23 protein-coding genes and 4 tRNA genes are annotated in these 24,456 nt (G+C 66.3%); 19 read left to right on the top strand and 8 right to left on the bottom strand.

Features of this window, described 5'->3' with window-relative positions:
* Positions 1-29: 29 nt before the first annotated feature.
* Positions 30-746: a hypothetical protein gene (locus IHE57_RS08565; protein ID WP_366933908.1), complete on the bottom strand. Its 717-nt coding sequence runs from the start codon at positions 744-746 to the stop codon at positions 30-32.
* A 96-nt stretch (positions 747-842) separates the two neighbouring features.
* Here IHE57_RS08565 and IHE57_RS08560 point away from each other — a divergent pair, with 96 nt between their 5' ends.
* From IHE57_RS08560 to holA, 5 genes are all read left to right on the top strand, one after another.
* A complete protein-coding gene (locus tag IHE57_RS08560; RefSeq protein WP_209372424.1) occupies positions 843-2,150 on the top strand; it encodes a UDP-glucose dehydrogenase family protein in 1,308 nt (435 codons plus the stop codon).
* On the top strand, positions 2,147-3,022 hold the full coding sequence (locus IHE57_RS08555; RefSeq protein WP_209372422.1) for a DegV family protein: 876 nt from the start codon (positions 2,147-2,149) through the stop codon (positions 3,020-3,022). The genes IHE57_RS08560 and IHE57_RS08555 overlap by 4 nt, the downstream gene beginning before the upstream one ends.
* 176 nt (positions 3,023-3,198) lie before the next feature.
* Positions 3,199-4,083 carry a ComEA family DNA-binding protein gene (locus IHE57_RS08550; RefSeq protein ID WP_209324763.1) on the top strand — a complete coding sequence of 295 codons (885 nt, stop codon included), beginning with the start codon at positions 3,199-3,201 and terminating at the stop codon, positions 4,081-4,083.
* Positions 4,084-4,090: 7 nt separating this feature from the next.
* Complete coding sequence (locus IHE57_RS08545; protein WP_253720085.1) at positions 4,091-6,358, top strand: ComEC/Rec2 family competence protein; 2,268 nt, start codon at positions 4,091-4,093, stop codon at positions 6,356-6,358.
* A gap of 83 nt (positions 6,359-6,441) precedes the next feature.
* Positions 6,442-7,425, top strand: coding sequence for a DNA polymerase III subunit delta (holA, locus tag IHE57_RS08540; protein WP_209324764.1), 984 nt, complete (start codon positions 6,442-6,444; stop codon positions 7,423-7,425).
* A gap of 91 nt (positions 7,426-7,516) precedes the next feature.
* On the opposite strand, the gene rpsT is transcribed toward holA, so the two are convergent.
* The 3 genes from rpsT to IHE57_RS08525 all read right to left on the bottom strand — a co-directional run bounded on the left by rpsT (position 7,517) and on the right by IHE57_RS08525 (position 9,455).
* The gene (gene rpsT / locus IHE57_RS08535; protein WP_209324765.1) at positions 7,517-7,777 is read right to left on the bottom strand and encodes a 30S ribosomal protein S20; all 261 of its coding nucleotides are present in this window, start codon (positions 7,775-7,777) and stop codon (positions 7,517-7,519) included.
* A gap of 264 nt (positions 7,778-8,041) precedes the next feature.
* Positions 8,042-8,608 carry a type II toxin-antitoxin system PemK/MazF family toxin gene (locus IHE57_RS08530; RefSeq protein ID WP_209372420.1) on the bottom strand — a complete coding sequence of 189 codons (567 nt, stop codon included), beginning with the start codon at positions 8,606-8,608 and terminating at the stop codon, positions 8,042-8,044.
* Positions 8,609-8,690: 82 nt separating this feature from the next.
* Positions 8,691-9,455: an endonuclease/exonuclease/phosphatase family protein gene (locus IHE57_RS08525; protein WP_209372418.1), complete on the bottom strand. Its 765-nt coding sequence runs from the start codon at positions 9,453-9,455 to the stop codon at positions 8,691-8,693.
* Between the two features lie 129 nt (positions 9,456-9,584).
* On the opposite strand from IHE57_RS08525, the gene lepA reads away from it, so the two are divergent.
* A complete protein-coding gene (gene lepA / locus IHE57_RS08520; protein WP_253720082.1) occupies positions 9,585-11,453 on the top strand; it encodes a translation elongation factor 4 in 1,869 nt (622 codons plus the stop codon).
* The gene (hemW, locus tag IHE57_RS08515) at positions 11,454-12,683 is read left to right on the top strand and encodes a radical SAM family heme chaperone HemW (RefSeq protein ID WP_209372416.1); all 1,230 of its coding nucleotides are present in this window, start codon (positions 11,454-11,456) and stop codon (positions 12,681-12,683) included.
* 91 nt (positions 12,684-12,774) lie between these two features.
* Here hemW and IHE57_RS08510 read toward each other — a convergent pair whose 3' ends face one another.
* The 3 genes from IHE57_RS08510 to IHE57_RS08500 all read right to left on the bottom strand — a co-directional run bounded on the left by IHE57_RS08510 (position 12,775) and on the right by IHE57_RS08500 (position 15,056).
* Positions 12,775-13,293 (bottom strand): DUF4870 domain-containing protein, encoded by a 519-nt coding sequence (locus IHE57_RS08510; RefSeq protein WP_209324769.1) that lies wholly within the window; start codon positions 13,291-13,293, stop codon positions 12,775-12,777.
* A gap of 108 nt (positions 13,294-13,401) precedes the next feature.
* A complete protein-coding gene (locus tag IHE57_RS08505) occupies positions 13,402-14,049 on the bottom strand; it encodes a DUF4870 domain-containing protein (protein WP_209372414.1) in 648 nt (215 codons plus the stop codon).
* Positions 14,050-14,189: 140 nt separating this feature from the next.
* On the bottom strand, positions 14,190-15,056 hold the full coding sequence (locus tag IHE57_RS08500) for a DUF3097 domain-containing protein (RefSeq protein WP_209372412.1): 867 nt from the start codon (positions 15,054-15,056) through the stop codon (positions 14,190-14,192).
* Positions 15,057-15,209: 153 nt separating this feature from the next.
* Between IHE57_RS08500 and hrcA the strand changes: the two genes are divergently transcribed.
* The 8 genes from hrcA to zapE all read left to right on the top strand — a co-directional run bounded on the left by hrcA (position 15,210) and on the right by zapE (position 23,296).
* The gene (hrcA, locus tag IHE57_RS08495) at positions 15,210-16,262 is read left to right on the top strand and encodes a heat-inducible transcriptional repressor HrcA (protein WP_209324772.1); all 1,053 of its coding nucleotides are present in this window, start codon (positions 15,210-15,212) and stop codon (positions 16,260-16,262) included.
* Between the two features lie 84 nt (positions 16,263-16,346).
* Positions 16,347-17,462 carry a molecular chaperone DnaJ gene (gene dnaJ / locus IHE57_RS08490; protein WP_209324773.1) on the top strand — a complete coding sequence of 372 codons (1,116 nt, stop codon included), beginning with the start codon at positions 16,347-16,349 and terminating at the stop codon, positions 17,460-17,462.
* Positions 17,459-18,289: a 16S rRNA (uracil(1498)-N(3))-methyltransferase gene (locus IHE57_RS08485; protein ID WP_209372410.1), complete on the top strand. Its 831-nt coding sequence runs from the start codon at positions 17,459-17,461 to the stop codon at positions 18,287-18,289. Before dnaJ ends, IHE57_RS08485 begins: the two co-directional genes overlap by 4 nt.
* A gap of 100 nt (positions 18,290-18,389) precedes the next feature.
* Positions 18,390-19,391, top strand: a complete 1,002-nt coding sequence (locus IHE57_RS08480) for a PhoH family protein (RefSeq protein ID WP_209372408.1) — start codon at positions 18,390-18,392, stop codon at positions 19,389-19,391.
* On the top strand, positions 19,388-19,876 hold the full coding sequence (gene ybeY, locus IHE57_RS08475; RefSeq protein ID WP_209324775.1) for an rRNA maturation RNase YbeY: 489 nt from the start codon (positions 19,388-19,390) through the stop codon (positions 19,874-19,876). Before IHE57_RS08480 ends, ybeY begins: the two co-directional genes overlap by 4 nt.
* Positions 19,877-19,878: 2 nt before the next feature.
* Entirely contained in the window at positions 19,879-21,207 is a 1,329-nt protein-coding gene (locus IHE57_RS08470) for a hemolysin family protein (protein ID WP_209324776.1), read from the top strand.
* A gap of 1 nt (position 21,208) precedes the next feature.
* Positions 21,209-22,144 (top strand): GTPase Era, encoded by a 936-nt coding sequence (gene era / locus IHE57_RS08465; RefSeq protein WP_209372401.1) that lies wholly within the window; start codon positions 21,209-21,211, stop codon positions 22,142-22,144.
* A gap of 144 nt (positions 22,145-22,288) precedes the next feature.
* Positions 22,289-23,296 (top strand): cell division protein ZapE, encoded by a 1,008-nt coding sequence (zapE, locus tag IHE57_RS08460; RefSeq protein WP_209372399.1) that lies wholly within the window; start codon positions 22,289-22,291, stop codon positions 23,294-23,296.
* A gap of 24 nt (positions 23,297-23,320) precedes the next feature.
* Here zapE and IHE57_RS08455 read toward each other — a convergent pair whose 3' ends face one another.
* Positions 23,321-23,797: a TIGR02611 family protein gene (locus tag IHE57_RS08455; RefSeq protein ID WP_343071847.1), complete on the bottom strand. Its 477-nt coding sequence runs from the start codon at positions 23,795-23,797 to the stop codon at positions 23,321-23,323.
* A gap of 135 nt (positions 23,798-23,932) precedes the next feature.
* Between IHE57_RS08455 and IHE57_RS08450 the strand changes: the two genes are divergently transcribed.
* The 4 genes from IHE57_RS08450 (at position 23,933) to IHE57_RS08435 (ending at position 24,313) form a co-directional block, all read left to right on the top strand.
* Positions 23,933-24,005: transfer RNA gene (locus IHE57_RS08450), tRNA-Gly, on the top strand.
* 26 nt (positions 24,006-24,031) lie between these two features.
* Positions 24,032-24,102: transfer RNA gene (locus tag IHE57_RS08445), tRNA-Cys, on the top strand.
* A gap of 30 nt (positions 24,103-24,132) precedes the next feature.
* Positions 24,133-24,204: transfer RNA gene (locus tag IHE57_RS08440), tRNA-Val, on the top strand.
* A gap of 37 nt (positions 24,205-24,241) precedes the next feature.
* Positions 24,242-24,313 (top strand) — tRNA-Val (locus IHE57_RS08435).
* Positions 24,314-24,456 lie beyond the last annotated feature (143 nt).

The raw sequence follows: 24,456 nt of genomic DNA, 5'->3' as shown, positions 1-24,456 counted from the left end.
CACGGAGTTCGTGACGGGGCCTCAGCGACTCACTCCGTGAAGGGCGGGGTGCCGGAGACGAGGCCGAGCTCGAGGGCCGTCTGATTGAACTCCCAGCGGGAGGAGACGAACTCGTCGCTGAGCCGCTCGCCTCGACCGCGTGCTTCCGTGTACTCCCGCCACCCGTCCTCGCGGGTGTCACCGGGACGGATCTCACGCGTCGTCGAGTCCGCCGGCGCCACCTGGGTCTCCTCATTCACCCAGAGCGACAGCGCCTCGGCGGACCGGTAGAGGTTCATGAACGCGGTGTGCGAGCGCGGATTGTCGAAGCTGGTCTTCTTGAACTCGTCACAGAACGTATGGAGCGGCTCGAGCTCGCTGATCGCGAGAGTGCCGAAGGTCGCATCCAGACGCAGCGACTGGACGAGGCCGCCGGAGTCGGGCAGCAGTTCGAGGATGCGACGAGCGCGACGCTCATCCGGCAGCAGCTCGACGCTCTCCTCGACCGGGGTGAGTCCGGGCGTGTCCATGCGACCGAGTTCGACGCTGAGCTGCTGACGCAGCGCATCGATCTGACGCTGCGCACGCCGCCATTCGCCGTGGAACATCAGCAGTGCCACGATCACGCCCAGGCACAGCACGAGACCGATGATCCAGGCGGCAGCATGCAGTCCGGGGACGGCGAAGGCCACGATGCCGAGTGCGGTGAGCACCGCAGTCGTCACCGCCGCCGGTGAATTGGTGAGGAAATCCAGGAAACGCTTCACAACTCCAAGCCTACTGTTTCAACCTCCGGATATCGTGCAACCGTGTGGCATATAGTGTGGTGCGAGAACGCATGACTATACGCAGGAGAGCTCAGCTTGAAGATTTCAGTCATCGGTTGCGGATACCTGGGCGCGGTGCATGCGGCGGCCATGGCTTCTCTGGGCCACGAAGTCACAGGAGTCGACGTCGATGAAGCCAAAGTGGAGGCTCTGACCTCCGGGCGTCCGCCGTTCTTCGAACCGGGGCTGAGCGAACTGCTCGTGAAGGCTCAGGACAGGGGCCGTCTCGAATTCACCACCGACGTCTCCCGCGCCGCCGAGGCGCAGGTGCACTTCGTGTGCGTGGGCACCCCGCAGAAGCCCGGCGAGTTCGCCGCTGATGTCACTTATGTCGATGCGGCCGTGGATTCGCTGCGACCGCATCTGACTCCGACGTCGGTGGTTGTGGGCAAATCGACCGTTCCCGTCGGCACTGCGGAGCGTCTGGCCGGTGTCATCGCCGCAACCGGGGCGACGATGATGTGGAACCCCGAATTCCTCCGCGAAGGCCACGCCGTCGAGGACACCCTCCATCCGAACCGTCTGGTCTACGGTGTGGCCTCCGGCGAGGCCGGGAAGCGCGCGGTCGAGGTGCTCGACGAGGTCTATGCGACGATTCTGGCCGAGGACACTCCACGCATGATCACCGACTTCGCCACGGCGGAACTGGTCAAGACCGCGGCGAATTCGTTCCTGGCCACGAAGATCTCGTTCATCAACGCCATGGCCGAACTCTGCGAGGCCTCGGGGGCCGATGTCACCCAATTGGCCGATGCGATCGGCATGGACGATCGGATCGGACGCAAGTTCCTCAATGCCGGCCTCGGCTTCGGCGGCGGCTGCCTGCCCAAGGACATCCGCGCCTTCATGGCGCGCGCCGGGGAACTCGGTGCCGATCAGGCCGTCGCGTTCCTCAAGGAGATCGACTCGATCAACATGCGCCGACGCGTGCGCATCGTCGACATCGCACGTGATGCCCTGGCCGGGTCGTTCATCGGCAAGCGGATCACCGTCCTCGGTGCGGCCTTCAAACCCGACAGCGATGACGTCAGGGACTCACCCGCCCTGGCAGTCGCCCGACTCATCTCCACCCAGGGCGGGGTCGTCACCGTCACCGACCCGCAGGCCATCGGCAATGCGAAGAAGTCCTTCCCCGAGCTGCAGTACGCGGCCGACACCACCGAGGCGCTGACCGGTGCCGATGCCGTGCTGCTGCTGACGGAATGGCGCGAATACCGAGATCTCGATCCAGCGGCGACCGCCGACCTCGTGGCCGGGAAGGTCCTCGTCGACGGCCGCAACGTGCTCACCCCCGAACTGTGGCGCAGCGCCGGATGGACCTATCGCGCTCTGGGCCGTCCATGAGGATCGGCCTGGTCACCGATTCCACGGCACAGCTGTCCGCCGCTGAGCAGGAGGAGCTGAACCGGGCCACCGACGGGCTCTTCGCCGTGGTGCCGCTGACCGTCCTGATCGGCGGGGTCGCCTTCACCGACGGTGAGATCGCAGCGGCGGATCTGTGCACGAAGATGGCCGGAGGCGCCGAGGTCTCGACGTCCATGGCCACCCCGGACCAGTTCTCCGCCGCGTTCGCCGAGCTGAGACGACGCGGAGCCGAGGCCATCATCGTCGTGACCATGTCCGCGGAACTGTCCGGCACCCGCGATTCGGCCGTCACCGCCGCCGAAGCCGAGGACATCCTCATCAACGTCGTCGACTCCCGGACCACCTCGGCGGGGCTCGCCGGGGCGCTGTCCGTGGCGGTGGCCGGGATCCGTCAGGGCTTCGACGTCGAATCGATCGGCGGAACCATCGCCGACTGGTGCGCGGGGGAGACGCGGACCGTGTTCGCTCCCGCGAGCCTGGAGCACCTGCGTCGAGGCGGTCGCATCGGCGCAGCTGCGTCCCTGCTGGGCAGGGCATTGCAGATCGTGCCCGTGCTCGGACTCAATGCCGGCGTCGTCGTCCCCCTGGCCCGGGTGCGCACGAGGACGAAGGCACTGGAGAAGATCATCGCGCTCGGTGCGCACGCGGCCGGCGAGATATCCGGACCCGGAGATTCCGTGCACGTCGAGATCCAACAGGCCGAAGGCGAGATCGACGACGCCGATGTCACCATGCTCCTCACACGACTGTCCGAACTCGGCTTCGCGACCTCGTTCCGGACCCTGTCGACGATCATCTCCGCGCACGTCGGGCCCGGCACGATCGGGGTGACCGTCCAGACGGTTCCCTGAAGCCGAGCGGACCGCCGAGGGCAGGAGTCGGCGCAGAGAGAAGAGCCGGCTCGAGCACCGCGAACTGTGGACGGCGCGCCGACTCGAGCGTGCGGAGCCTGTGGACCCAGAGACGCTGTCCACAGTCTCGTCGCAGCTCCTGGCCGTCCGGATGATGACATCCCTAACCTCGGACAATGGCTGTCTCTCCGGATGACCGCTTCGCGGGTCTCCTCAATTCCAGTGCCGAACGCGGCGGTTGGGTGCCGGGAGACGTCTTCACCGCCGATACCGCCGGTGAAGAGGAGACCGTGGCACCCCGCCGGGTGCGTCTGCCCGTCCTCGTGGCAGTCGCGATCGCCACGGTCGGTGTCCTCGCCCTCGCCTTCTTCCTCTTCCGACCCGTGCCTCAGCACTCCCCGACCGCTTCACCCGGACAGGCGGACCCCTCTCAGCAGGGTGCAGGCGACAGCGATGGAAGCGTTGGTGCCGCGTCGCCGGACGCGGCGGGCGAAGGACAGAGCGGTCCTGCCTCGGCGAGTCCTTCGGGTGAGGTGATCGTCCATGTCACCGGCGCGGTGAGCTCACCCTCGGTGGTCACGCTTCCGGCCGGGGCGCGGGTGCAGGACGCCGTCGAGGCGGCAGGAGGACTGCGTGGGGACGCGGCCGCGGAGTCGGTCAATCTGGCCCGCGTGCTCGCCGACGGCGAACAGATCCATATCCCGGAAGAGGGCGAGGAGCCCGAGGACCGGGCTGCAGGGGCCGGGGGACAGCCGGCCGGTGGGCCGGAGGGCGACGCGGCGACGAACGCCGGAGCGGACTCTGGCGGCGGTTCAGCGGGACACGCGGCTGCGGCCGACGGTGCTGCCCAAGGGGCACCCGGCCAGACCGGGCGGGTCGATCTCAACACGGCCGATGCCACCGCCCTGCAGACCCTGCCCGGAGTCGGGCCCGTCACCGCTGAGGCAATCATCAGCCACCGGCAGACACAGCCCTTCGCCGCCGTCGAGGACCTGCTGCTCGTCAAGGGCATCGGACCGAAGACCTACGAAAGCCTCAAAGACCTTGTCACCGTCGGCTGATGCGCAGATGCCGAAGACGCACGCCGCCCGGTTCCGCACGTCCTGCGCAGCAGCCGCTGATCGGCTGCGGACGAAGACACGTTTGTGGCCGGGCTCCGTCCGCCTGCTCTGCTGCGCCGCCGGGCTGTGGGCCACGGCCCTGCTCACGCCCGGGCCCTGGGCACTGGTCGGCGTCCCCGTGCTCGGCCTCCTCGGATTCCTGTCCCTGCGTCGTCACCATCATCTCGGCGTGGGTCTGATCGTCTTCGCCTGCCTGGTGACGATCCAGATCACGGCACTGGCAGCCTCGCGGGGCCCGGGGACCGCGGCAGAGACCGTCGGCACCGTCGTCGGCCACAGCGAACCCGGGGCCACAGGCTGGACGCGCCTGACGCTGCTGACGACCACGGGGTTCACCGAAGTGCTCAGTCCCGCGGCCGTGGACGCGGGCACGTCGGTCCGGATGCGCACGGAGCGTGCCGACGACATCCGCTCGACCAGCAGCGCACCCGAGTCGGAGCGGGAGCCGAACGCACTCTGGCGGTGGCGCGAGCGACTGCGGACACAGCTGCGGGCCGATTCCCTGGCCGCGGGACACGACGGCGGGCACCTCCTGCCCGGGCTCGTCGTCGGCGACACCGAACCCCAGGACGCACGCATGATCGACGATATGCGTGTGGTCTCTCTGACCCATGTCTCCGCCGTCTCGGGCAGCAATGTCACGATCGTCAGCCTCGGCGCAGGACTGCTGGCGGGTGCATGTCGGGCCGGCCCCCGACTGCGGGTGAGCATCGGGGTGCTCGCCTGCATCGGCTATGTCTTCATCGTCGGCTTCGAACCCAGCGCGATCCGAGCGGCCGGCATGGCGATCGCGACGGCATTGGTGTTCCTGCGCGGAGGAGGGATCTCACCGGTGGCGGTGATGTGTTCGACGGCGAGCCTGCTCCTGGCGTTCGTTCCGGTCCTGGCCACCTCGGTGGGGTTCGTCCTGTCCGTGGTCTCCACTGCCGCGATCATGTTCATCGTCCCGATCCTGTTGCGTCGGCTCGCCGTGCACCTGCCGCTGCTGCCGTCCGTGCTGGTGACCGCCCTCGTCGTTCCGTTCGTCGCGCAGCTGGCCTGCACCCCGGTGCTCGTAGCCATCGACCCGCGCGTCGGGCTGTGGTCCGTGGCCGCCAATGCGCTGGCCGCGCCTGCCGTGCTGCCGGCCACCGCTGCCGGTTTCCTCAGCCTCGTCTGCGCGGCGATCGCGACCACGGGACTGCCGGGATTCGACCTCCTCTCCGAACTGCTCGCTCGGCTCGGGTCCCTTCCCGCGTGGTGGATCGTCCGCGTCGCTCGGATCTGCGCCGCACTGCCCGGTGCCGCGCTCGACTGGCCCGCACCGCCGGCGGGCACGCTGCTGGCCGCGGCACTGCTCGGCATCGCGGCGGTCGGGGGCTGGCTGCTGGTGCGGCGCCGACTGTGGGGTCTGCCCGTCCTCGTCCTCTGCTGCGTCCTGACCGCATCGGTCATCATCGCGGTGCGCGCGAAGCCGCCGGGTGCGGACTGGCTGGTGCTCGTCTGCGATGTGGGACAGGGGTCGGGCGCGGTGATCAACCTCGGCGAGGGGCGGGGACTGGTCGTCGACACAGGACGGGAGGCCGAACCCATCGACACCTGCCTGGACGACTCCGGGATCGCCGAATTCGATCTGCTCATCTCCCATTTCGACGCCGACCACTTCGCCGGCTATCCAGGGACGAGCTGGGGCAGGCGCATCGACCGGATGTTCGTCTCCGCGAACGTCGCGACATCACCCGAAGCCCGACGCCTGGCCGCCGACACCGGCGCCGAGGTGGTCGCCGCTCAGCGTGGGCAGAGCCTCGCCTTCGACCAGGCAGACGTCGAGGTGCTGTGGCCGCCGCCGCGTCTGCACCCGGCAGGACAGGACGAGGAGCTGCGCAACGAAGACTCCCTGGTCGTCCGCGTCGTTCATGAGGGGCTGAGCACGCTGCTGCCCGGTGATGTGGGAGCAGACGAGCAGTTCGTCCTCGCTCAGAGACTGCAGCCGGTCGATGTGCTCATCGCCCCGCACCACGGATCATCCGATCTCGCCCCCGAGTTCTTCGCCGCTGCCGCACCACGCCTCGGGGTGGTGTCCGTGGGAGAGAACAGCTACGGGCATCCGTCTCCGAAGTCGCTGCGAGCCTTCGGCCCCGTGCCGGTGCTGCGCACCGACCGCTGCGGTTCCGTGGCGCTCTATGCTCAGGGACGGTTCAGCACCGGAACGGACTGCCCGGAGGACAGGGGCTGAGCCGGAAGACGGACGGGTTCGGGGATGCGGCACCGCTTCGGGACATGCCTTCCATGTCGGTCGGCCGCGATAGGCTGGGGAGCATGGCAGCGAAGAAGACACTGATCCCGTGGAGTTCGGCGAAACCGGCACCCGTCGTCATGATCTCCGGCGGCGAGTCGGTGCTCGTGCGCATGGCCAAGGACCGGATCGTCTCCGCAGTGCGGAAGCAGGACCCCGAAGAGATCGAGATCGACGCCGCCGCATACCAGGCCGGTGAACTGGCGATGGCGGCATCACCGTCCCTGTTCTCCTCCCAGAAGCTCATCGTCGTCGATGCGGTGGAGAAGTGCTCGGAGGACTTCCTCAACGATGCGCTGGCCTACCTCGACGAACCCAATGACGATGCCGTGGTGCTGCTCATGCATGCCGGCGGCAATCGCGGTGCGAAGCTCATCAAGAAGTTCGACGCCGCAGGATTCCCCCGCATCGATGCGGGAGTGCTGAAGAACGAGAGCGACCGCGCGAAGTTCGCCCAGAGCCGTTTCAAAGCGGCGAAGCGCCGGATCGACGAATCCGGAATGGCCGCGCTGATGTCGGCGTTGGGATCGGATCTGGCCGAACTCAACGCGGGAGTCGACCAGCTCATCGAGGACACCGAGGGCCCTATCACCGCTGAGGTCGTCGACCAGTACTACGGCGGGCGCGTCGAGGCGACGGGTTTCAAGGTCGCCGATGCGGCTGTGGCCGGTGATGTGAAGAATGCGCTCAGTCTGCTGCGTCATGCCCTGTCGACCGGCTCCGATCCGGTCCCGCTCGTCGCCGCAGTGGCGATGAAGCTGCGGGGAATGGCCAAGGTGCAGGGATTCTCCGGCACCAGCGGCGAACTCGCCTCGGAGCTGAAGATGGCGCCTTGGCAGGTCGATCGCGCCCGGCGGGAGGTCAGGCGCTGGAACGAGGTCGCTCTCGGCCAGTCGCTCATCGCCGCCGCGGAAGCCGACGAAGCGGTCAAAGGCGGAGGTCGCGACCCGGTCTACGCCATCGAACGCTTCGTCTCCGAAGTCAGTCGCCTCGCCCGCGTGCGCTGACTGCGCCGCTCACAACCCGCTGCAGGTGAATGCACACAGGGCCCGATCCTTGCGGATCGGGCCCTGTGAAGCTGCAGCCTCAGTCGTCTGCTCAGAGAGCGTTGATCTGCGTGGCCATGCGCGACTTGCGGTTCGCAGCGTTGTTCTTGTGCAGAACACCCTTCGAAACGGCCTTGTCGAGCTTGCGGGCGGCGGCAGCATATGCCTGCTGCGCTTCGTCCTTCTTGCCGGCAGCAATGTTCTCGCGAACGACGCGGACGTAGGACCGAACCTCGGACCGGACAGCCTTGTTGCGCTGACGAGCCTTCTCGTTGGTCTTGTTCCGCTTGATCTGGGACTTGATATTAGCCAATTTCAACACTCTTTCGTGTTAGTGGTACACGGTCGTGAGGGCGCATCGGACCGACCTGGTCATCTTCGCGGGGAAACACATCGATGACATCGGAGCCGACGGCGTCTTCACCCGACCTCGGCGAGACACACGCCTTGATGAAGACACAGAAGCCAATCATACAGCTTCGTCGCTCGCGCCGGAAATCTCCCGGATGCCCGGTCTGCCCGGCCCGGCGTCGGCAGCCGACCGGGAGCTTCGCACCCCCGTCAGGAGCTTCGGATCTCAGCCGATGTTCTTCGCCACGTGCTCGAACACCTCGCGGGGCATGACCGCACCCTCGCGGCGGATCGAATGCGGGTCCAGACGAATGACACGGTCGAGGCGGATCTCCGAGGGGCGGCCCCGCGAGTCCCAGTCCCCGGAGCCGACGTTCATCCAGCGGGCATACCGGTCCTCACGCACCTCACCGACATCACCGGGGATATGGTCCTGGCTGGTGAGCATGAGAACGAGCACCCAGTCGCCGTCGCGTCCGACCACGAGGGAGGGGCGGTCCTTGCCCTGCGTGTGATCCTCTTCGAAGGGGATCCAGCCCCAGACGACCTCTCCCGGGTCAGCATCGCCGTCGCGGTTCGGGCAGTAGCTGGCCGTGACAGTGCCCTCATAGTCGCCGGGATAGGTTCCCTGCGAACTCGAACCGTCCGGGCCGGCCACGTCGGTCTGCCGGCGAGCGTCCGCACGCGGTCGCGTGCCGCCGGAGCTCTTCTTCGCCTGCGACTGACGCAGGTAGCGCAGGCCTTCGCGGACACCGATTCTGGCCGCCCGGTTGACGAGTGATTTCCAGTTCATGATCTCAGCCTAATCGAGAAGCGACCGGCCGCTGCCTTCCCTGGGGCCGGAGCAGCGATCAGGTGGAGTCGAGCAGTGCCGCTCAGACGAAGTCGAGCACCGCCTCGACGGGGAAGTGATCGGACGGGTACTTGCCGTGCGCGCTGAATGTGTTGATCGTCGTCGCCACCGTGGTCAGACCAGCGGTGGTGAGGATCCAGTCGATGCGGGGCTCTCCCTGCTTCGGCCCCTTATAGCGGTGGAAGGTGCCGATGTCCTCGCCCGGGACTACGGCGGCGGTGTCGGTGAGGCCGAGTTCGGTGCAGAAGAAGTCGTAGACGGGTGAGCCCGTAGCGACATTGAAGTCTCCGGTGACGACGGAGGGGTGGGCCGCCTCGGCGATGGTGTCGCCCATGATCCTGCCCGATTCCATGCGAGCACGTTCGGATCTGTGGTCGAGGTGCGTGTTGAGCACACGCAGACGTCGATCACTGATGCGGTCGCGGACGTCGACGGTCGTGAGTGTGCGCGCATGTGACACGCCCCAGGATTCCGAGGCCACCGTCTCGGGCCGTTCGGACAGCCAGCTGATGTCGACGGCATCGACATCGAAGCGCGCGGAATCCAGGATCACGGCCGTGAATTCGCCGGAGTTGCCTCCGGAGTGACCTTCGCCGAGCCAGATGTACTCCTCGGGCAGCATTTCGATGAGCGTCTCGAGCTGATCGAGCTCTCCCTCCTGCGTGCCGATGATGTGCGGATGGGATGAGCGGATGAGTTCGGCCGCGATCGGCAGCCGTTCGGCCACCGGGTGTCCGTCTCTGGCCGGATAGCGGAGATTGAAGCTCATGATCGCGAATTCGCTCATGTTCCCATCTTCGCCGATCGCGTGCTGGGTGCGAAGCGATCGACGCGGATTCCAGGTCCGCATGCAAGTCATGGAAGAATGGGAGTTCTGGTCTGTCAGGAGATCTGATCTGTCAAAGGAAGGGCGTTCATGTCACCTCAGGTGAATAAGGAAGCTTTCAAGCGGATTTCACCGTCCGCCACCTCACCCGAGCTGATCCGCAATTTCTGCATCATCGCTCATATCGACCATGGCAAGTCGACCCTGGCCGACCGGATGCTCCAGATGACCGGTGTCGTCGAGAAGCGCGATATGCGCGCCCAGTACCTCGACCGGATGGACATCGAGCGCGAGCGCGGCATCACGATCAAATCCCAGGCGGTGCGCATGCCCTGGGAATACGAGGACACGCCGTATGCGCTCAACATGATCGACACCCCCGGGCACGTCGACTTCAGCTACGAGGTCTCGCGCTCCCTGGCCGCCTGTGAGGGCGCGCTGCTGCTCGTCGACTCGGCGCAGGGCATCGAGGCGCAGACTCTGGCGAATCTGTACCTGGCCATGGAGAACGATCTCGCGATCATCCCCGTGCTCAACAAGATCGACCTGCCGGCCGCGCAGCCGGAGAAGTACGCCGAAGAGCTGGCGAACCTCATCGGCTGCGAACCCGAGGACTGCCTGCTCGTATCGGGCAAGACCGGGGAAGGCGTCGAGGAGGTCCTCGACCGCATCATCTCCGACATCCCCGCCCCCGTCGGCGACGCCGAGGCATCGGCCCGGGCGATGATCTTCGACTCCGTCTACGACACCTACCGCGGCGTGGTCACCTACGTCCGCCTCGTCGACGGTTCGCTCAGACCGCGCGAGAAGATCGAGATGATGTCGACCGGCAGCACCCACGAACTGCTCGAGATCGGCGTCTCCGCCCCGGAGCCGCAGGCGACGAAGGGCCTGGGCGTCGGTGAGGTCGGCTACCTCATCACCGGTGTCAAGGATGTGCGGCTGTCGAAGGTCGGCGACACCGTCACCCTCGCGTCCTCTCCTGCGGCAGAACCGCTCGAGGGATACAAGGAGCCCCAGCCGATGGTGTATTCGGGGCTGTTCCCGATCGACGGCTCGGACTACCCGGTCCTGCGGGATGCGCTTGACAAGATCAAACTCAACGACGCCTCCTTGGCCTATGAGCCGGAGACGTCGACGGCGCTGGGCTTCGGCTTCCGGTGCGGCTTCCTCGGCCTGCTCCACCTCGAGGTGCTCCGCGACCGGCTCGAACGCGAATACGACCTCGACCTCATCTCCACCGCGCCGAGCGTCATCTACGACGTGACCATGGAGGACGGGACCGAGACGACGGTGACGAACCCGAGCGAGTACCCCACCGGAAAGATCAAGGAGGTCAGAGAGCCCATGGTCCGGGCGACGATCCTGACCCCCAGCGACTACATCGGTGCGGTGATGGAGCTGTGTCAGACCCGCCGGGGCAGCCTGCAGGGCATGGACTACCTGTCCTCGGACCGCGTCGAGATCCGGTACCGACTGCCTCTGGCCGAGATCGTCTTCGACTTCTTCGACCAGCTCAAGTCACGGACCAAGGGCTATGCGACCCTCGACTACTCCGATGACGGGGAGGACCCGGCCGATCTCGTCAAGGTCGACATCCTGCTGCACGGCGACCAGGTCGATGCGTTCTCCGCGATCGTCCACCGCGACAACGCCTACTCCTACGGCGTCGCGATGGCCGGCAAACTGCGCAAGCTCATCCCGCGCCAGCAGTTCGAGGTGCCCGTCCAGGCGGCAATCGGCTCGCGGATCATCGCCCGCGAGACCATCCGTGCCATCCGCAAGGACGTGCTGTCCAAGTGCTACGGCGGTGACATCAGCCGCAAGCGCAAACTGCTCGAGAAGCAGAAGGAGGGCAAGAAGCGGATGAAGATGGTCGGCACCGTCGAAGTCCCGCAGGACGCCTTCATCGCAGCGCTGTCCTCCGATGAGCCGGAGACCAAGGACAGCAAGAAGTAAGTGCCCACACAACCGACCGGAGAGGTGCCACCGCGCGACGGCTCACTCCCTGCCTCGGCGGGGGTCGGGGCCGCGGATCGCGGGCTGAGCCTCTACGTCCACGTTCCCTACTGCCGGGTCCGCTGCGGCTACTGCGATTTCAACACCTACACCGCCGAGGACCTCGGGCCGGGTGCTTCCCGCGACGACTACCGGGCCAATCTCGCTCGTGAGCTCGACCTGTCCGTGTCCACCCTCGCCGAGGCGGGCGCGGGGGACCGCGAGGTGTCGACGATCTTCTTCGGGGGAGGCACACCGACGCTGCTCGCCGCCGGGGTGCTCGCCGGGGTGATGGACGACATCCGCGCCCGCTTCCGCTTGGCCGCCGACGTCGAGGTCACGACCGAGGCGAATCCCGACACCTTGGATCCCGCGTACATCGCCGCCTTGGCCGGTGCCGGGTTCACCCGCATCTCGATGGGCATGCAATCGGCTGTTCCGCATGTGCTCGCGACCCTCGACCGAACCCACGATCCGGAGAAGATCCCCGAGGTGGCCCGGTGGGTGAAGGAGGCAGGACTCGATCTCAGCCTCGATCTCATCTACGGCACACCGGGGGAGTCGATCGAGGACTGGCGCCGTTCGCTCGACGTCGCGCTGTCCAACGAAGTCGATCACATCTCGGCCTATTCGCTCATCATCGAACCCGGGACGAAGATGGGGGCGATGGTTCGCCGCGGCCGGCTGCCGATGCCCGATGAGGACGACCTGGCCGACAAGTATGAGATCGCCGATGCCGCGATGACCGCCGCCGGTCTGCACTGGTACGAGGTGAGCAACTGGTCGACCGGTCCGGGGACCAGGTGCCTGCACAATATGGCCTATTGGCAGGGCGCCGACTGGTGGGGCTACGGCCCCGGTGCGCACTCCCACGTCGGGGGAGTGCGGTTCTGGAACGCGAAGCACCCGCGGGCATGGAGCGACCGGCTTCTCGCCGGGCAGTCCCCGTCGATCGGCCGTGAGGTCCTCGATGAGCAGACGCGGGAGATCGAAAGGATCATGCTGGCCGCGCGCATCGATTCCGAGCTGCGCCTGGACTCCCTCGGCGCAGGCAGTGAGAAGGCGATCAGAACCTTCGTCAGGCAGGGGCTGCTCGACCCCGACGGTGCGGCAGAGGGCTGGTTCAGACCGACCCTGCACGGACGCCTGCTCGCCGACCACATGGTGCGCATCCTCACCGAATACGTCTGAGTCCATCGCGTCCGGTGAAAAGCGACCGCCCCGACCCTCGCCGGAGGATCGGGGCGGTCGCGCATCGGTGTGGACGGTCGGAACGTCCGGTCTACCTGATCCAGTTCGGAGTCAGCGGGATTCGGTAGCCCTCACCGCGATTCGCCGCCATGCAGGCGATGACCTCGATGACGATCATGTAGATCGAGAGGACGGGAAGCAGCAGCAGGATGAGGAATCCGATGCCGACGATCGTGAGAATTCCCCCGACGAGGCCGATGGCGAATCCGGCGATGACGCCGATTATCAGCAGATTGAGCGACTGCGCTGTGTGATGGCGCAGGAACGGCGACCTGTCCTTGTTGATGATGAAGAGGATGAGAGTGACGATCCATCCGAGCCCGACGACATAGGTGGCGGCATGTGCCAGATGGGACCACATCGCCGTCGAGCGCTCCGTCTGGTCGGCGTTCCAGAATCCGACCGAGTGCGGGCCGTAGGCGGCATCGGGCAGTGCAGCGCCGATGGGGACACCGGCCGCGGGGGAGTGGGCGGAAGCGGCGCCCGGGTGACCGTAGCCGCCATACGGCTGCTGCTGAGACCCGTACGGCTGCTGAGGATTGTCCGACATGAGAGACCCTTTCTGAGTTTCGATCACACCACAGTAACCCAGCTGGCTGGTCGAATCGCGTCCTGCGAATGCACCGTCCCGGGCGACGGGTATGTGTGACGAGCAAAACTACTTCACGAAGTCGAAGACGAGCGGAAACCTGTATCCCTCGCCTCGGTTCGCCGCGACGGCGGCGATGACGTAGAGAACGGCATAGACGATCGGAACGATCACGGCGCCGTAGACGATGAAGATGCCCAGCCCGAACGTCACCAAGGCCAGGATGAAACCGAGGATCCCGAGCACGAACGCCGCAGCAGAGCTGATGATCGCGTTCGAGATCATGGCGTTGAGGCCCTGACGCGAATGCTCGCGGACGAACGGCGACTCGTCCTTCTTGACGAGAAACATGACGAGCGGCATGAACCCGAAGACCAATGTGCCGAGGTGAGCCCACATCGCCGCCGACCGCTCCTGCTCCCCGACCATCCAGAACCGGTCGGAACCAGGACCATAGGCGGCCTCGGGCAGCATCTGAGAATCGAACAGTGCGGGATTGCCGACCGGCGGAGGACCGACGCAGCCGGGCTGTCCGTAACCGGGCTGGGGGTGCCCGTGGCCCGGACGTCCATAACCGGGCTGCGCAGAGCCATAGCTGCGCGGCCCGGACCGGCCGGTGCCCGGCTGCGAAGTGTACGGCTGCTGAGGTCCCGACGCCTGGGAGTAGTTCGGCGGCATGGGGCGGCCGTTGTTCGGCTGCTGGGGGTCGAACGACATGATGATCCTTTCACTGCCTCTGTCGTTTCACCCTAGCCCAGCCCTCGGTCGCGGGGCAGGGCGAGCTGAGCGAATGCTGTGCCGATTCTGCAACATGCGGCTTCCGAGACGGCTTCGCCGCCGCCGAGCGAACAGCGGAGTCAGCCGACCGTGACGAAGTCGATGAGCTCCTCGACACGACCGGACAGGGTCGGTTCGACATCGGCGATGGTCGACACCTTCCCGAGGATGCGCACCCAGCCGCGGGCGACATCGCGGTGATCGGCATGCGGCCACCCGATCCGACGCAGGATCCCGGTCTTCCAATCCTCACCGCGGGGAACGACCGGCCACTGATCGATGCCGACGACATGCGGTTTGACCGCCTGCCAGATGTCGACATAGGGATGTCCGATGATGTGGACGACGTCGCGGTAGCGGGGATCGGCCCGGACCGCCTCGGCGATCTTCGACTCCTTCGTCCCCTTCACGAGATGATCGGCGAGCACGCCCACACGATGGTCCTTGTCGGGTCCGAACGCTGCGAGCTTGTCGGCGACGTCGTCGAGTCCGCCGAGGGGTTCGACGACGACTCCTTCGATGCGCAGATCGTCGCCCCAGATCTTCTCGACCAGCTCGGCGTCGTGCTTGCCTTCGACCCAGATGCGAGACCCGCGCGCCACACGTGCTCGGGCTCCTTCGACGACTCGCGAACCCGAGGCCGTGCGCGCAGGGGAGGTCGGCTTCTTCTTCGCCGGCAGGCGGAGATCGACCGGCTGCCCCTCGAGCAGGAACCCCGGTCCCAGCGGGAATGCCCGGACCTTGCCCTGCCGATCCTCGAGCTCGACGATGATGCCGGCCGTGGTCTTCTTGGCCCCGATGACGGCTCCGACATACCCGCTCATCGCGTCTTCGAGCACCATCCCGAGCCCGAGCTCGACCGGGCGTGACTTCTTCGGACGGTGTGAGGACGGGGAGCTGCCGGAGAGGACGTCGGATCCATAGCGATCGAAAGCATTCACGGGCACCCACCATAATGGCCCGCCGTGGTGGAAGCGCGGTGACCCTCCGGCGGGGATGAGAAAGCGCGCAACCTCACCCCGTGAAATGAAATCACCTGCGAAGAGGCGTAGAATTGGCACTCAGTGCTAATGAGTGCCAAGCGTGTGGGGAGGTCAGCGATGAACGACGGCAGACGGGCGCAGGTCCTGCGCGCCATCGTCGAGGACTTCGTCGCGACGAACGAACCCGTCGGCTCGAAGGCCATCGTCCAACGACACACGCTCGGGGTCTCACCCGCGACGATCCGCAACGATATGGCCCACCTCGAACAGGAGGGGTACATCGCCCAGCCGCACACCTCGGCCGGCCGGATTCCGACTGATCTCGGCTACCGGATGTTCGTCGATCGCATCGATGAGTTCAAACCGCTCACCCAGGCCGAGCGCAGGGCGATCTTCCAGCTCATCGACGGCGACGTCGAACTCGACGAGATGCTCGACCGCACGGTGCGGGTGCTCTCCGGACTGACGCACCAAGTGGCGCTGATCCAGTATCCGACGGTGTCATTGGCACGGATCAAGCACATCGAGATCGTCGGCCTCGGACCGAGCCGGGTCCTCGTGGTCCTCATCACCGATGCGGGGCAGGTCGAACAGAAGACCGTCACACTGGGTCAGCTGCTCGACGACGAGGGAGTGCGCGGCATCCGCGATCGGATCAATGCCGAGTTCGCCGGGAAGAAGCTCTCCCATGTCATGGGCAAGGCCGCCGGAGCCGGGCACACCCCGGTCGCCGCCGAGTCGGTTTCCGCCGAGGCCGAAGATCGGGACGAGCTCGGACTGGAGAAGATCAGAGCCGCGGTCATCGATCTCGTCGCCGCGACCCGCGAGGAGCGCATCATCATGGCCGGCACCGCCAATCTCGCCCGCTCCGGGCATGAGTTCGGCGAGCAGATGGCGCCGATCCTCGAAGCCTTCGAAGAGCAGGTGGTGCTGCTCAAGCTGCTGACGTCGATGGCTGAGGACCAAGAGGAGATCAGCGTGCGCATCGGTCGTGAGAATACTCACGAATCGTTCAGTTCGACATCCGTCGTGGCCGCCGAATATGGTCATGACGCAGGTTCCTCGGCCCGCCTGGCGGTACTGGGACCGACGAGAATGGACTATCCGACGACGATCTCGGCCGTCAGAGCCGTCGCGAAGTACGTGTCCTCACTGCTCGACAGGGGATGAGGAGCCGCCGCACCGATCAGGGCAGCCGGCGGCCGACCACCACGAATATGAAGAACACACACCATCAGGGAGAGAGAAGTTTCTGTGGCCGATCACTATGAAACACTCGGAGTGTCCAAGGACGCTTCTGCGGCTGAGATCAAGTCGTCGTACCGGAAACTGGCACGCAAGTACCACCCGGACGTCAACCCCGGCCACGAAGACGAGTTCAAGGCCATCTCATTGGCCTACGATGTGCTCTCCGACCCGGAGAAGCGCCGCAACTACGACATGGGCGGGGGAGAGAACGGACAGGGCTTCCCGGCCGGAGGCGGCTTCGGCGGTTTCGGAGACATCTTCGAAACCTTCTTCGGCGGCGGAGGCGGTCAGGCCGGCGGCCCGATCCCACGCACCCAGCGCGGCAAGGACGCCCTCGTCGGCGTCAGCATCGATCTCAAGACCGCGGCCTTCGGCGGGAACGTCGATCTCGATGTGACCACCGCGGTCGTCTGCGACACCTGCTCGGGAGCCGGTACGCAGGAGGGGACCTCTGTCGAGACCTGCAGCCTGTGCCACGGTGCCGGCAGCGTCCAGCGCATGACCCGCACTCTGCTGGGACAGATGGTCACGAACCAGACCTGCAATGCCTGCCACGGCTTCGGAACCGTCATCCCCAACCCGTGCCTCAACTGCCAGGGCGACGGCCGCGTGCGCAAGCAGCGGACGATGAAGATCCGCATCCCCGCCGGCGTCTCCGACGGCACCCGCATCCAGCTGAGCAGCCAGGGCGAGGTCGGACCGGGCGGCGGACCGGCCGGAGACCTCTTCGTCGAAGTCATGGTCACCCGCCACGAGGTGTTCCAGCGCGACGGAGACAATCTGCGCGCCTCGGTCTCCGTGCCGATGACCGCCGCCACTCTGGGCGCGACCATCCCGTTCGACACCTTCGACGGCACCCAGGACCTCAGCATCGCCGCCGGCACCCAGTCGGGCACGGTCGTCAAGCTCGCCGGGCTCGGCGCCACCCGCCTGCGTTCGGAGACTCGCGGCGACCTGCTCATCACCGTCGACGTGCTCACACCCGACAAGCTCGACGACGAACAGCGGGAACTGATCGAGAAGCTCGCGCAGCTGCGCGGAGAAGAGGCCCCGCGAGCCCAGATCACCACCGAGAGCCGCGGCGTGTTCTCCCGCATGCGCGAGAGGTTCGCCGGTCGGTGACTCTTCCCGTCTTCCGCTGCACCCGTGCCGCCGAGGCGGTCGCCGGTCAGGTGCTCGCCGTCGGTGAGGACGTGGCCGGGCATGCGGTGCGGGTGCGTCGGATCGGCCCCGGGGAGCAGATCGAGATCGTCGACGGAGCGGGCACGCGCGCCCGCGGCACCGTCACGGCCGCCTCGGCGACGGGGATGGAGATCGACGTCGCCGAGGTGATCACGGAAGCGGCGAACCGACCCCGGCTCGTCCTCGTCCAGGCCCTGGCCAAGGGCGACCGTGATCTGCAGGCCATCGAGGCGGCCACCGAGATCGGCGTCGACGAGGTCATTCCCTGGGCCGCCGAACGCTCAATCGCCGATTGGCCGGCGAAGAAGCGCGAGAAGATGGCCGCGAAATGGGAGCATCTGCTCCGCTCCGCCTCACTGCAGGCCCGGCGCTCCCGGTTCCCCGCACTGCACGAACTGGTCCGCGGCACCTCCCTGATCCAGCGCCTGGGCGAGACCGATGCGGTCTTCGTCCTCCACGAGACGGCGCAGCGCAGGCTCTCCCAGGCGCTGCGAGACCTCGGGGGCTCCGGCGGCGCTGCCGCTGCCGAGACCGAGCATTCGCCCGCTGCCGGGACCGAATCGACTGAGTCCGACTCCGGCGCTGCGGTCCACCCCGAACGCATCGTCATCGTCGTCGGTCCCGAAGGCGGCATCAGCGACGGCGAACTCGAGGCGCTGAGCGGCATCGGCGCAGCCCCGGTGCTGCTGGGCCCGACCGTCCTGCGCTCCTCGTCCGCCGGCTCCGCGGGCCTCGTCATGGTGCAGAATTCATTGGGCCGTTGGTGAGACATCGGACTAGGATGGAAGCACAACCAGGCGCCGCCGGCGACGGTGCGCCCCCACGCAAAGGAACATTCTGGACATCACCTACCCACCCGAGAACCCTGTGAACACGACCGACCCGGAAGCGGTCGATGCGGACGGCAGCCCCGGCGAGTCCGACACCGTCCGCCTCGTCCTGCCGGATTCCATCGACCTCGTCGAATTCTTCGGCCCCGGGGAGACGAACCTGCGCGCTCTGGAGCGGATCTTCGACGACCTCGACATCCATGTGCGGGCCAATCAGGTCCAGGCCGCCGGCGAGCCCCGACGCGTCGAGGCGTTCGTCAGCGTGATCGGCGAGCTCAAGAAGCTCCATGCCGCCGGTCACCGGATCAACGAGGAGACGATCGAGCGGGTCACGAAGTTCTCCTCCGAAGGGGCGGCGGCCTCGACGGTGCTGGGCACGAACATCCTGTCCACCCGGGGAAAGTCGATCCGCCCGAAGACGATGGGCCAGCACGACTACGTCAAGGCCATCCGCAACCACACGATCACCTTCGGCATCGGCCCCGCCGGAACCGGCAAGACCTACCTGGCCATGGCGATGGCCATCAACGCCCTCCAGCACAAAGAGGTCTCGCGGATCATCCTCACCCGTCCCGCGGTCGAAGCCGGCGAATCGCTGGGCTACCTGCCGGGCACCCTCAACGAGAAGATCGACCCCTATGTGCGGCCCCTCTACGATGCGCTGCACGATATGGTCGACCCGGAATCGATCCCGCTGCTCATCGAGACCGGCACGATCGAGGTCGCGCCCTTGGCCTATATGCGCGGACGCACGCTCAACGACGCCTTCATCATCCTCGACGAGGCGCAGAACACGACGGCCGAGCAGATGAAGATGTTCCTCACCCGGCTCGGCTTCGGATCCCGCATGGTCGTGACCGGCGACGTCTCCCAGATCGATCTGCCGGGCAAGACCCGCAGCGGGCTCAAGGTCGTCCGTGACATCCTCGCCGGAATCGACGACCTGCAGTTCTGCGAGCTCGGCAGCAAGGACGTCGTCCGGCATTCGCTGGTGACGAAGATCGTCGACGCCTACGACCTGTGGGGGAACGCCGAATGAACACCGAGATCCTCAATGAGACCGACGCCGAGGTGGACCTCGACGAGGTCGTCGCCCTGACCGAATACCTCGGCCAGGCGCTCCACATGCATCCGGGGGCTGAGCTGGCCGTGACGATGGTCGACTCCGCCGCCATGTCCGAACTCCACGTCACATGGATGGACCTCGAGGGCCCGACCGACGTCATGTCCTTCCCCATGGACCAACTCCACCGCGGAGAGCCGGACAGCCCGACCGAAGGCCAGATGGGAGACATCATCATCTGTCCCGAAGTGGCCGCCGCCCAGGCCGAGGCGGCCGGTCATTCGACGATGGACGAGATCCTGCTGCTGACGGTGCACGGCTTCCTCCACCTGCTCGGATACGACCACAGCGAGCCGGCTGAGAGGGAGGAGATGTTCGCTCTCCAGCGGCATCTTCTGCTCACCTTCTTCGCCGCTCGCTACGACGGCCGCACCGACATCCCCACTCCCACCGAGGTCTGAGCGTGTTCGCCTTCTTCCTCGGCGCGGCCCTCTGCCTGGTCGTCGCCGCCACACTCTCTGCCGTGGACGCGGCGCTGATGAACGTGTCCCATCACGCGGTGGAGGAAGCGAAGGACGAAGGCAGCCGCGCGGCCGTGCGAGTGGAGAGGATCCTCGCGGACCTGCCGACGAACATCAACGTCATCATCTTCGTCCGCAACTTCCTCGAGGCGCTGGCCACGGTCTTCATCGCCCTGGCCTATGACTCGTACTATTCGGTGGGACCGCTCATGGTCTTCCTCACGGTGCTGACCGCCTCGGTGGCGGTCTTCATCATCGCCGGCGTCTCACCGCGCACGATCGGCAAACGCCGCTCACTGGCCGTGTGCCTCAACCTCAGCTGGATCGTGCGCATCGTCCTCGTCGTGCTCAAACCGCTGACCCGCATCCTCGTCGTGCTCGGCAACCTGCTGACCCCGGACAAGGTGTACAAGGACGGCCCCTTCGTGACCTCCGAGCAGCTGCGCGACCTCGTGGAGAGAGCGAGCGAATCGGACGTCATCGAAGACGGCGAACGCGAGATGATCCAGTCGGTCTTCAACCTCTCGGACACAGCTGCCAACGAGGTCATGGTCCCGCGCACCGACCTCATCACGGTCGACGCCGAGGTGCCGCTGCAGAAGGCGATCACCCTGTTCTTCCGCTCCGGCTTCTCCCGCATCCCCGTCTGCGGCGAGGACCTCGACGATGTGCGCGGAGTCGCCTACCTCAAGGACGTGGCCAGACGTCTCCATCTCCACCCCGAGGACGCCGACCGGCCCATCGGCTCCCTGGCCCGCAGCGTGCTGTTCGTTCCCGAGACGAAGCCGGCCGATGACCTGCTGCGGCAGATGCAGCTGGACTCCACGCACCTGGCGATCCTCATCGACGAATACGGCGGCACGGCCGGACTCGTGACCATCGAGGACATCGTCGAGGAGATCGTCGGCGAGATCGAAGACGAATACGACAGCGGCGGGGACGAGCTCGTGGCCGCCGAGGACGGCTCGTTCATCATCAGCACACGCATGTCGATCTCGGACTTCGCCGAATACTTCGACGTCAGGATCGACGAGGACGACGTCAACAGCGTCGGCGGTCTGCTCTCGAAGCTCATCGACCGAGTGCCCATCGACGGTTCGCACGCGAACATCGAGGGGCTGCACATCGAGGCGATGGAAGGTCAGGGCCGACGCCACCGCATCACCCACGTCAGGGTCACACGCACAGGACAGGACGCCGCCGAGGCGGCGCAGACCGGAACCGGACGGACGGGGACCAAGGACCGTCCGGGGACGAAGGAAGAGGACTGAGATGGAATTTCGCACGGACTATCCCGACGACTACCGAGCCGGGTTCGCCTGCTTCGTGGGACGGCCGAACACCGGCAAGTCGACGCTGACGAATGCGCTGGTGGGGGAGAAGGTCGCGATCACCTCGGCGAAGCCGCAGACGACCCGCCACACGATCCGCGGCATCGTCCACCGTGAGGACCATCAGCTCATCCTCATCGATACGCCGGGGCTGCACAAGCCGCGGACTCTGCTGGGATCGCGGCTCAACGACCTCGTGGCCTCGACGCTCAACGAGGTCGACGTGATCGGCTTCTGCCTGCCTGCCGATGAGCCCATCGGTCCGGGCGACCGGTACATCGCCTCACAGCTCGCACTCCTCGACGGTCGGACCCCGATCGTGGCGCTGGTGACGAAGGTCGACCTCATGCCCAAGGACAAGGTCGCCGAGGCGCTGCTGGCCGTCGGTGAGCTCGCGGACTTCGCCGACGTGGTCCCCGTCTCCGCGGCCGAAGGATTCCAGGTCGACACCGTCGACTCCGTGCTGGCCGGTCATCTGCCCGTCTCGCCCCCGCTCTATCCCGACGGTGACCTCACCGACGAGCCGGAGGAGACGATGATCGCCGAGCTCGTCCGCGAGGCCGCGCTCGAAGGGGTGCGCGATGAGCTGCCGCACTCCTTGGCTGTGCAGGTCGAGGAGATGTATCCGCGGGAGGGGCGCAGCGAGGACAACCCGCTGTGGAACGTCCACGTCAACCTCTTCGTCGAACGCCCCAGCCAGAAGGCCATCATCATCGGCAAAGGCGGCGGCCGACTGAAGGCGATCGGCTCGGAGTCCCGACGCGGGATCGAGAATCTGCTCGGCACCAAGGTCTACCTCGACCTCCATGTCAAGGTCGCCAAGGACTGGCAGAGGGATCCCAAAGCGCTCGGACGCCTCGGCTTCGATTTCAGCTGAGGGCGTCTCTGCGCCCCGGAGGCTCGGTCGACCCGATCCGGAATCCGACGGACCGGGAGCCGCGGGAAAGCAGTGCTGTGACGGTGGGCACCCTCGACTGCCCGGGTTGAACCGGGTCCTCGGGCCTGCTTTAGACTAGGCCGAGTGAATGCCGAGCAGACTCTGGTCGCACTGAGCGACCGAACCCCACAGGTTGCCCCCGAAGAGCTCATCGCGGGACTCGTGCCCCCGCCGCAGTTTCAGGACGTGTCCTTCGACAGCTACCGCACCGACCCGGCCGAGCCGTCCCAGGAGGAGGCGCGCACCAAGCTGCGCCAGTTCACCGAGCAGTCGAACTCGCCGGGGCTGCTGAGTCGTCTGTTCTCGAAGCGCGGCTCCGGTGCCAAGGGAGTCTACCTCGACGGAGGATACGGCGTGGGCAAGACCCATCTGCTCGCCTCCGCCTGGCACGCCAATGCCAAACCCGCCACGTTCGGCACCTTCGTCGAGTACACGAATCTCGTCGGAGCCCTCGGCTTCGCCCGGGCCAGAGACGATCTGTCGCAGATGAAGCTCGTCTGCGTCGACGAGTTCGAACTCGACGACCCGGGCGACACGGTGCTCATGTCCCGCCTCATGCGGGAGCTCACCGACGCCGGGGTGAAGATCATCGCCACGTCGAACACCCTTCCCGGTTCGCTGGGGGAGGGGCGGTTCGCCGCGCAGGACTTCCTGCGGGAGATCCAGGCCCTGGCCGATCAGTTCGAGGTCTACCGGATCGACGGGCAGGACTATCGTCACCGGGCCCTGAGCTCCCCGGCCAAGCCGCTGGACGAAGCTGAGCTGAACGCGGCCGCGGACGAACTCGACGGAGTCGTCGCCCGCGATGACTTCGCCACACTGCTCTCCCACCTGTCCACCGTCCACCCCTCCCGCTACGGGCGGATGGTCGACGGCATCGACGCAGCGGTGTGGGAGAACGTGACGACGATCGAGAACGAGAGTGTGGCGCTGCGATTCGTCGCGCTCGTCGACCGGCTCTACGATCGCAACGTCCACATCATCAACTCCGGCGCCGCACTGGACAAGATCTTCACCGAGGACTCGCTGTCCGGCGGCTACCGGAAGAAGTACATGCGCTGCCTGTCCCGGCTCACGGCGCTCTCGTCCTGAGGGCCGGCCTCCTGCCGGCAGCGCTCACCGCAGTGTGAGCAGCTCGAATATGGCCAGATCCGGCACCCAATCGGGCAGGCCGATGAGTTTGAGCGCACACCAGACGATGAGCGCCACGAATGCCGCGGTCACAGCTGCGATCGTCCACCGCACCCACAGGCGCTGAGCCATGACCCACTGAGTCCATCTCTCGACATTCACACGCACGAAGTGCAGCAGCCGCTGCGCCCACTGGAACTCGCTGGAGATGACGAACAGGCCGATGATGACGATGAGCCATCCCGGCCCGGGCAGGGGGACCAGCGAGAGTCCGATGAGCACGATGAGCGTGCCGAGACCCCCGACGACGCTGCGATAGATGCGAGCGGTATGAGCGTTCGCCAGCACCGTCCGACGCCAGCGGAGGAATCCCAGTCGCAGTTTGCGCCACGGTCTGGGAGCTTGTCGATGATGGCGTGGCAGCCAGCCCTTGGGCCGGTCGCGCGGGTGATCGGCATTCACCCAACCACTATAGAATGCGGACCCTGAAAGCTTGATCCAAGGGTGTGAGCACGATCACCCGATTCCGATTTTGCGTATGCCGCCACCTGCGTATAGAGTTATATCTCGTTGCGAGGGAAACCGAGCAGACGAAATGCGGATGTGGCTCAGTTGGTAGAGCATCACCTTGCCAAGGTGAGGGTCGCGGGTTCGAGTCCCGTCATCCGCTCGGAGGCGTCATGGCACTGCCTTGGCGGTGGCGTGGCCGAGAGGCGAGGCAGCGGCCTGCAAAGCCGTATACACGGGTTCGAATCCCGTCGCCACCTCGGATGGCCAGCAGGAATGCTGGTCAACCAGCGCGATTGGCGCAGCGGTAGCGCGCTTCCTTCACACGGAAGAGGTCACTGGTTCGATCCCAGTATCGCGCACAGGGACCAAGCGGTTCCGGTGCAACAACAGAATAGAGCGCGATTGGCGCAGCGGTAGCGCGCTTCCCTGACACGGAAGAGGTCACTGGTTCGATCCCAGTATCGCGCACAGAAGAAGCCCCGGGCACATAGCCCGGGGCTTCGTGCATTCGCGAAGCGGCCACAGGCCGATGTGTGGGTTATAGGCCAAAATGTGTGTATGGGCAGGGCGTGTCGATGCTGGTCTTCACTGGGATCTGCCGCCCCAGCCCT

The sequence above is a fragment of the Brevibacterium renqingii genome, from assembly GCF_017808105.1.
Classification (GTDB): Bacteria; Actinomycetota; Actinomycetes; order Actinomycetales; family Brevibacteriaceae; genus Brevibacterium; species Brevibacterium renqingii.
This window is presented reverse-complemented; position numbering and strand designations above follow the sequence as displayed.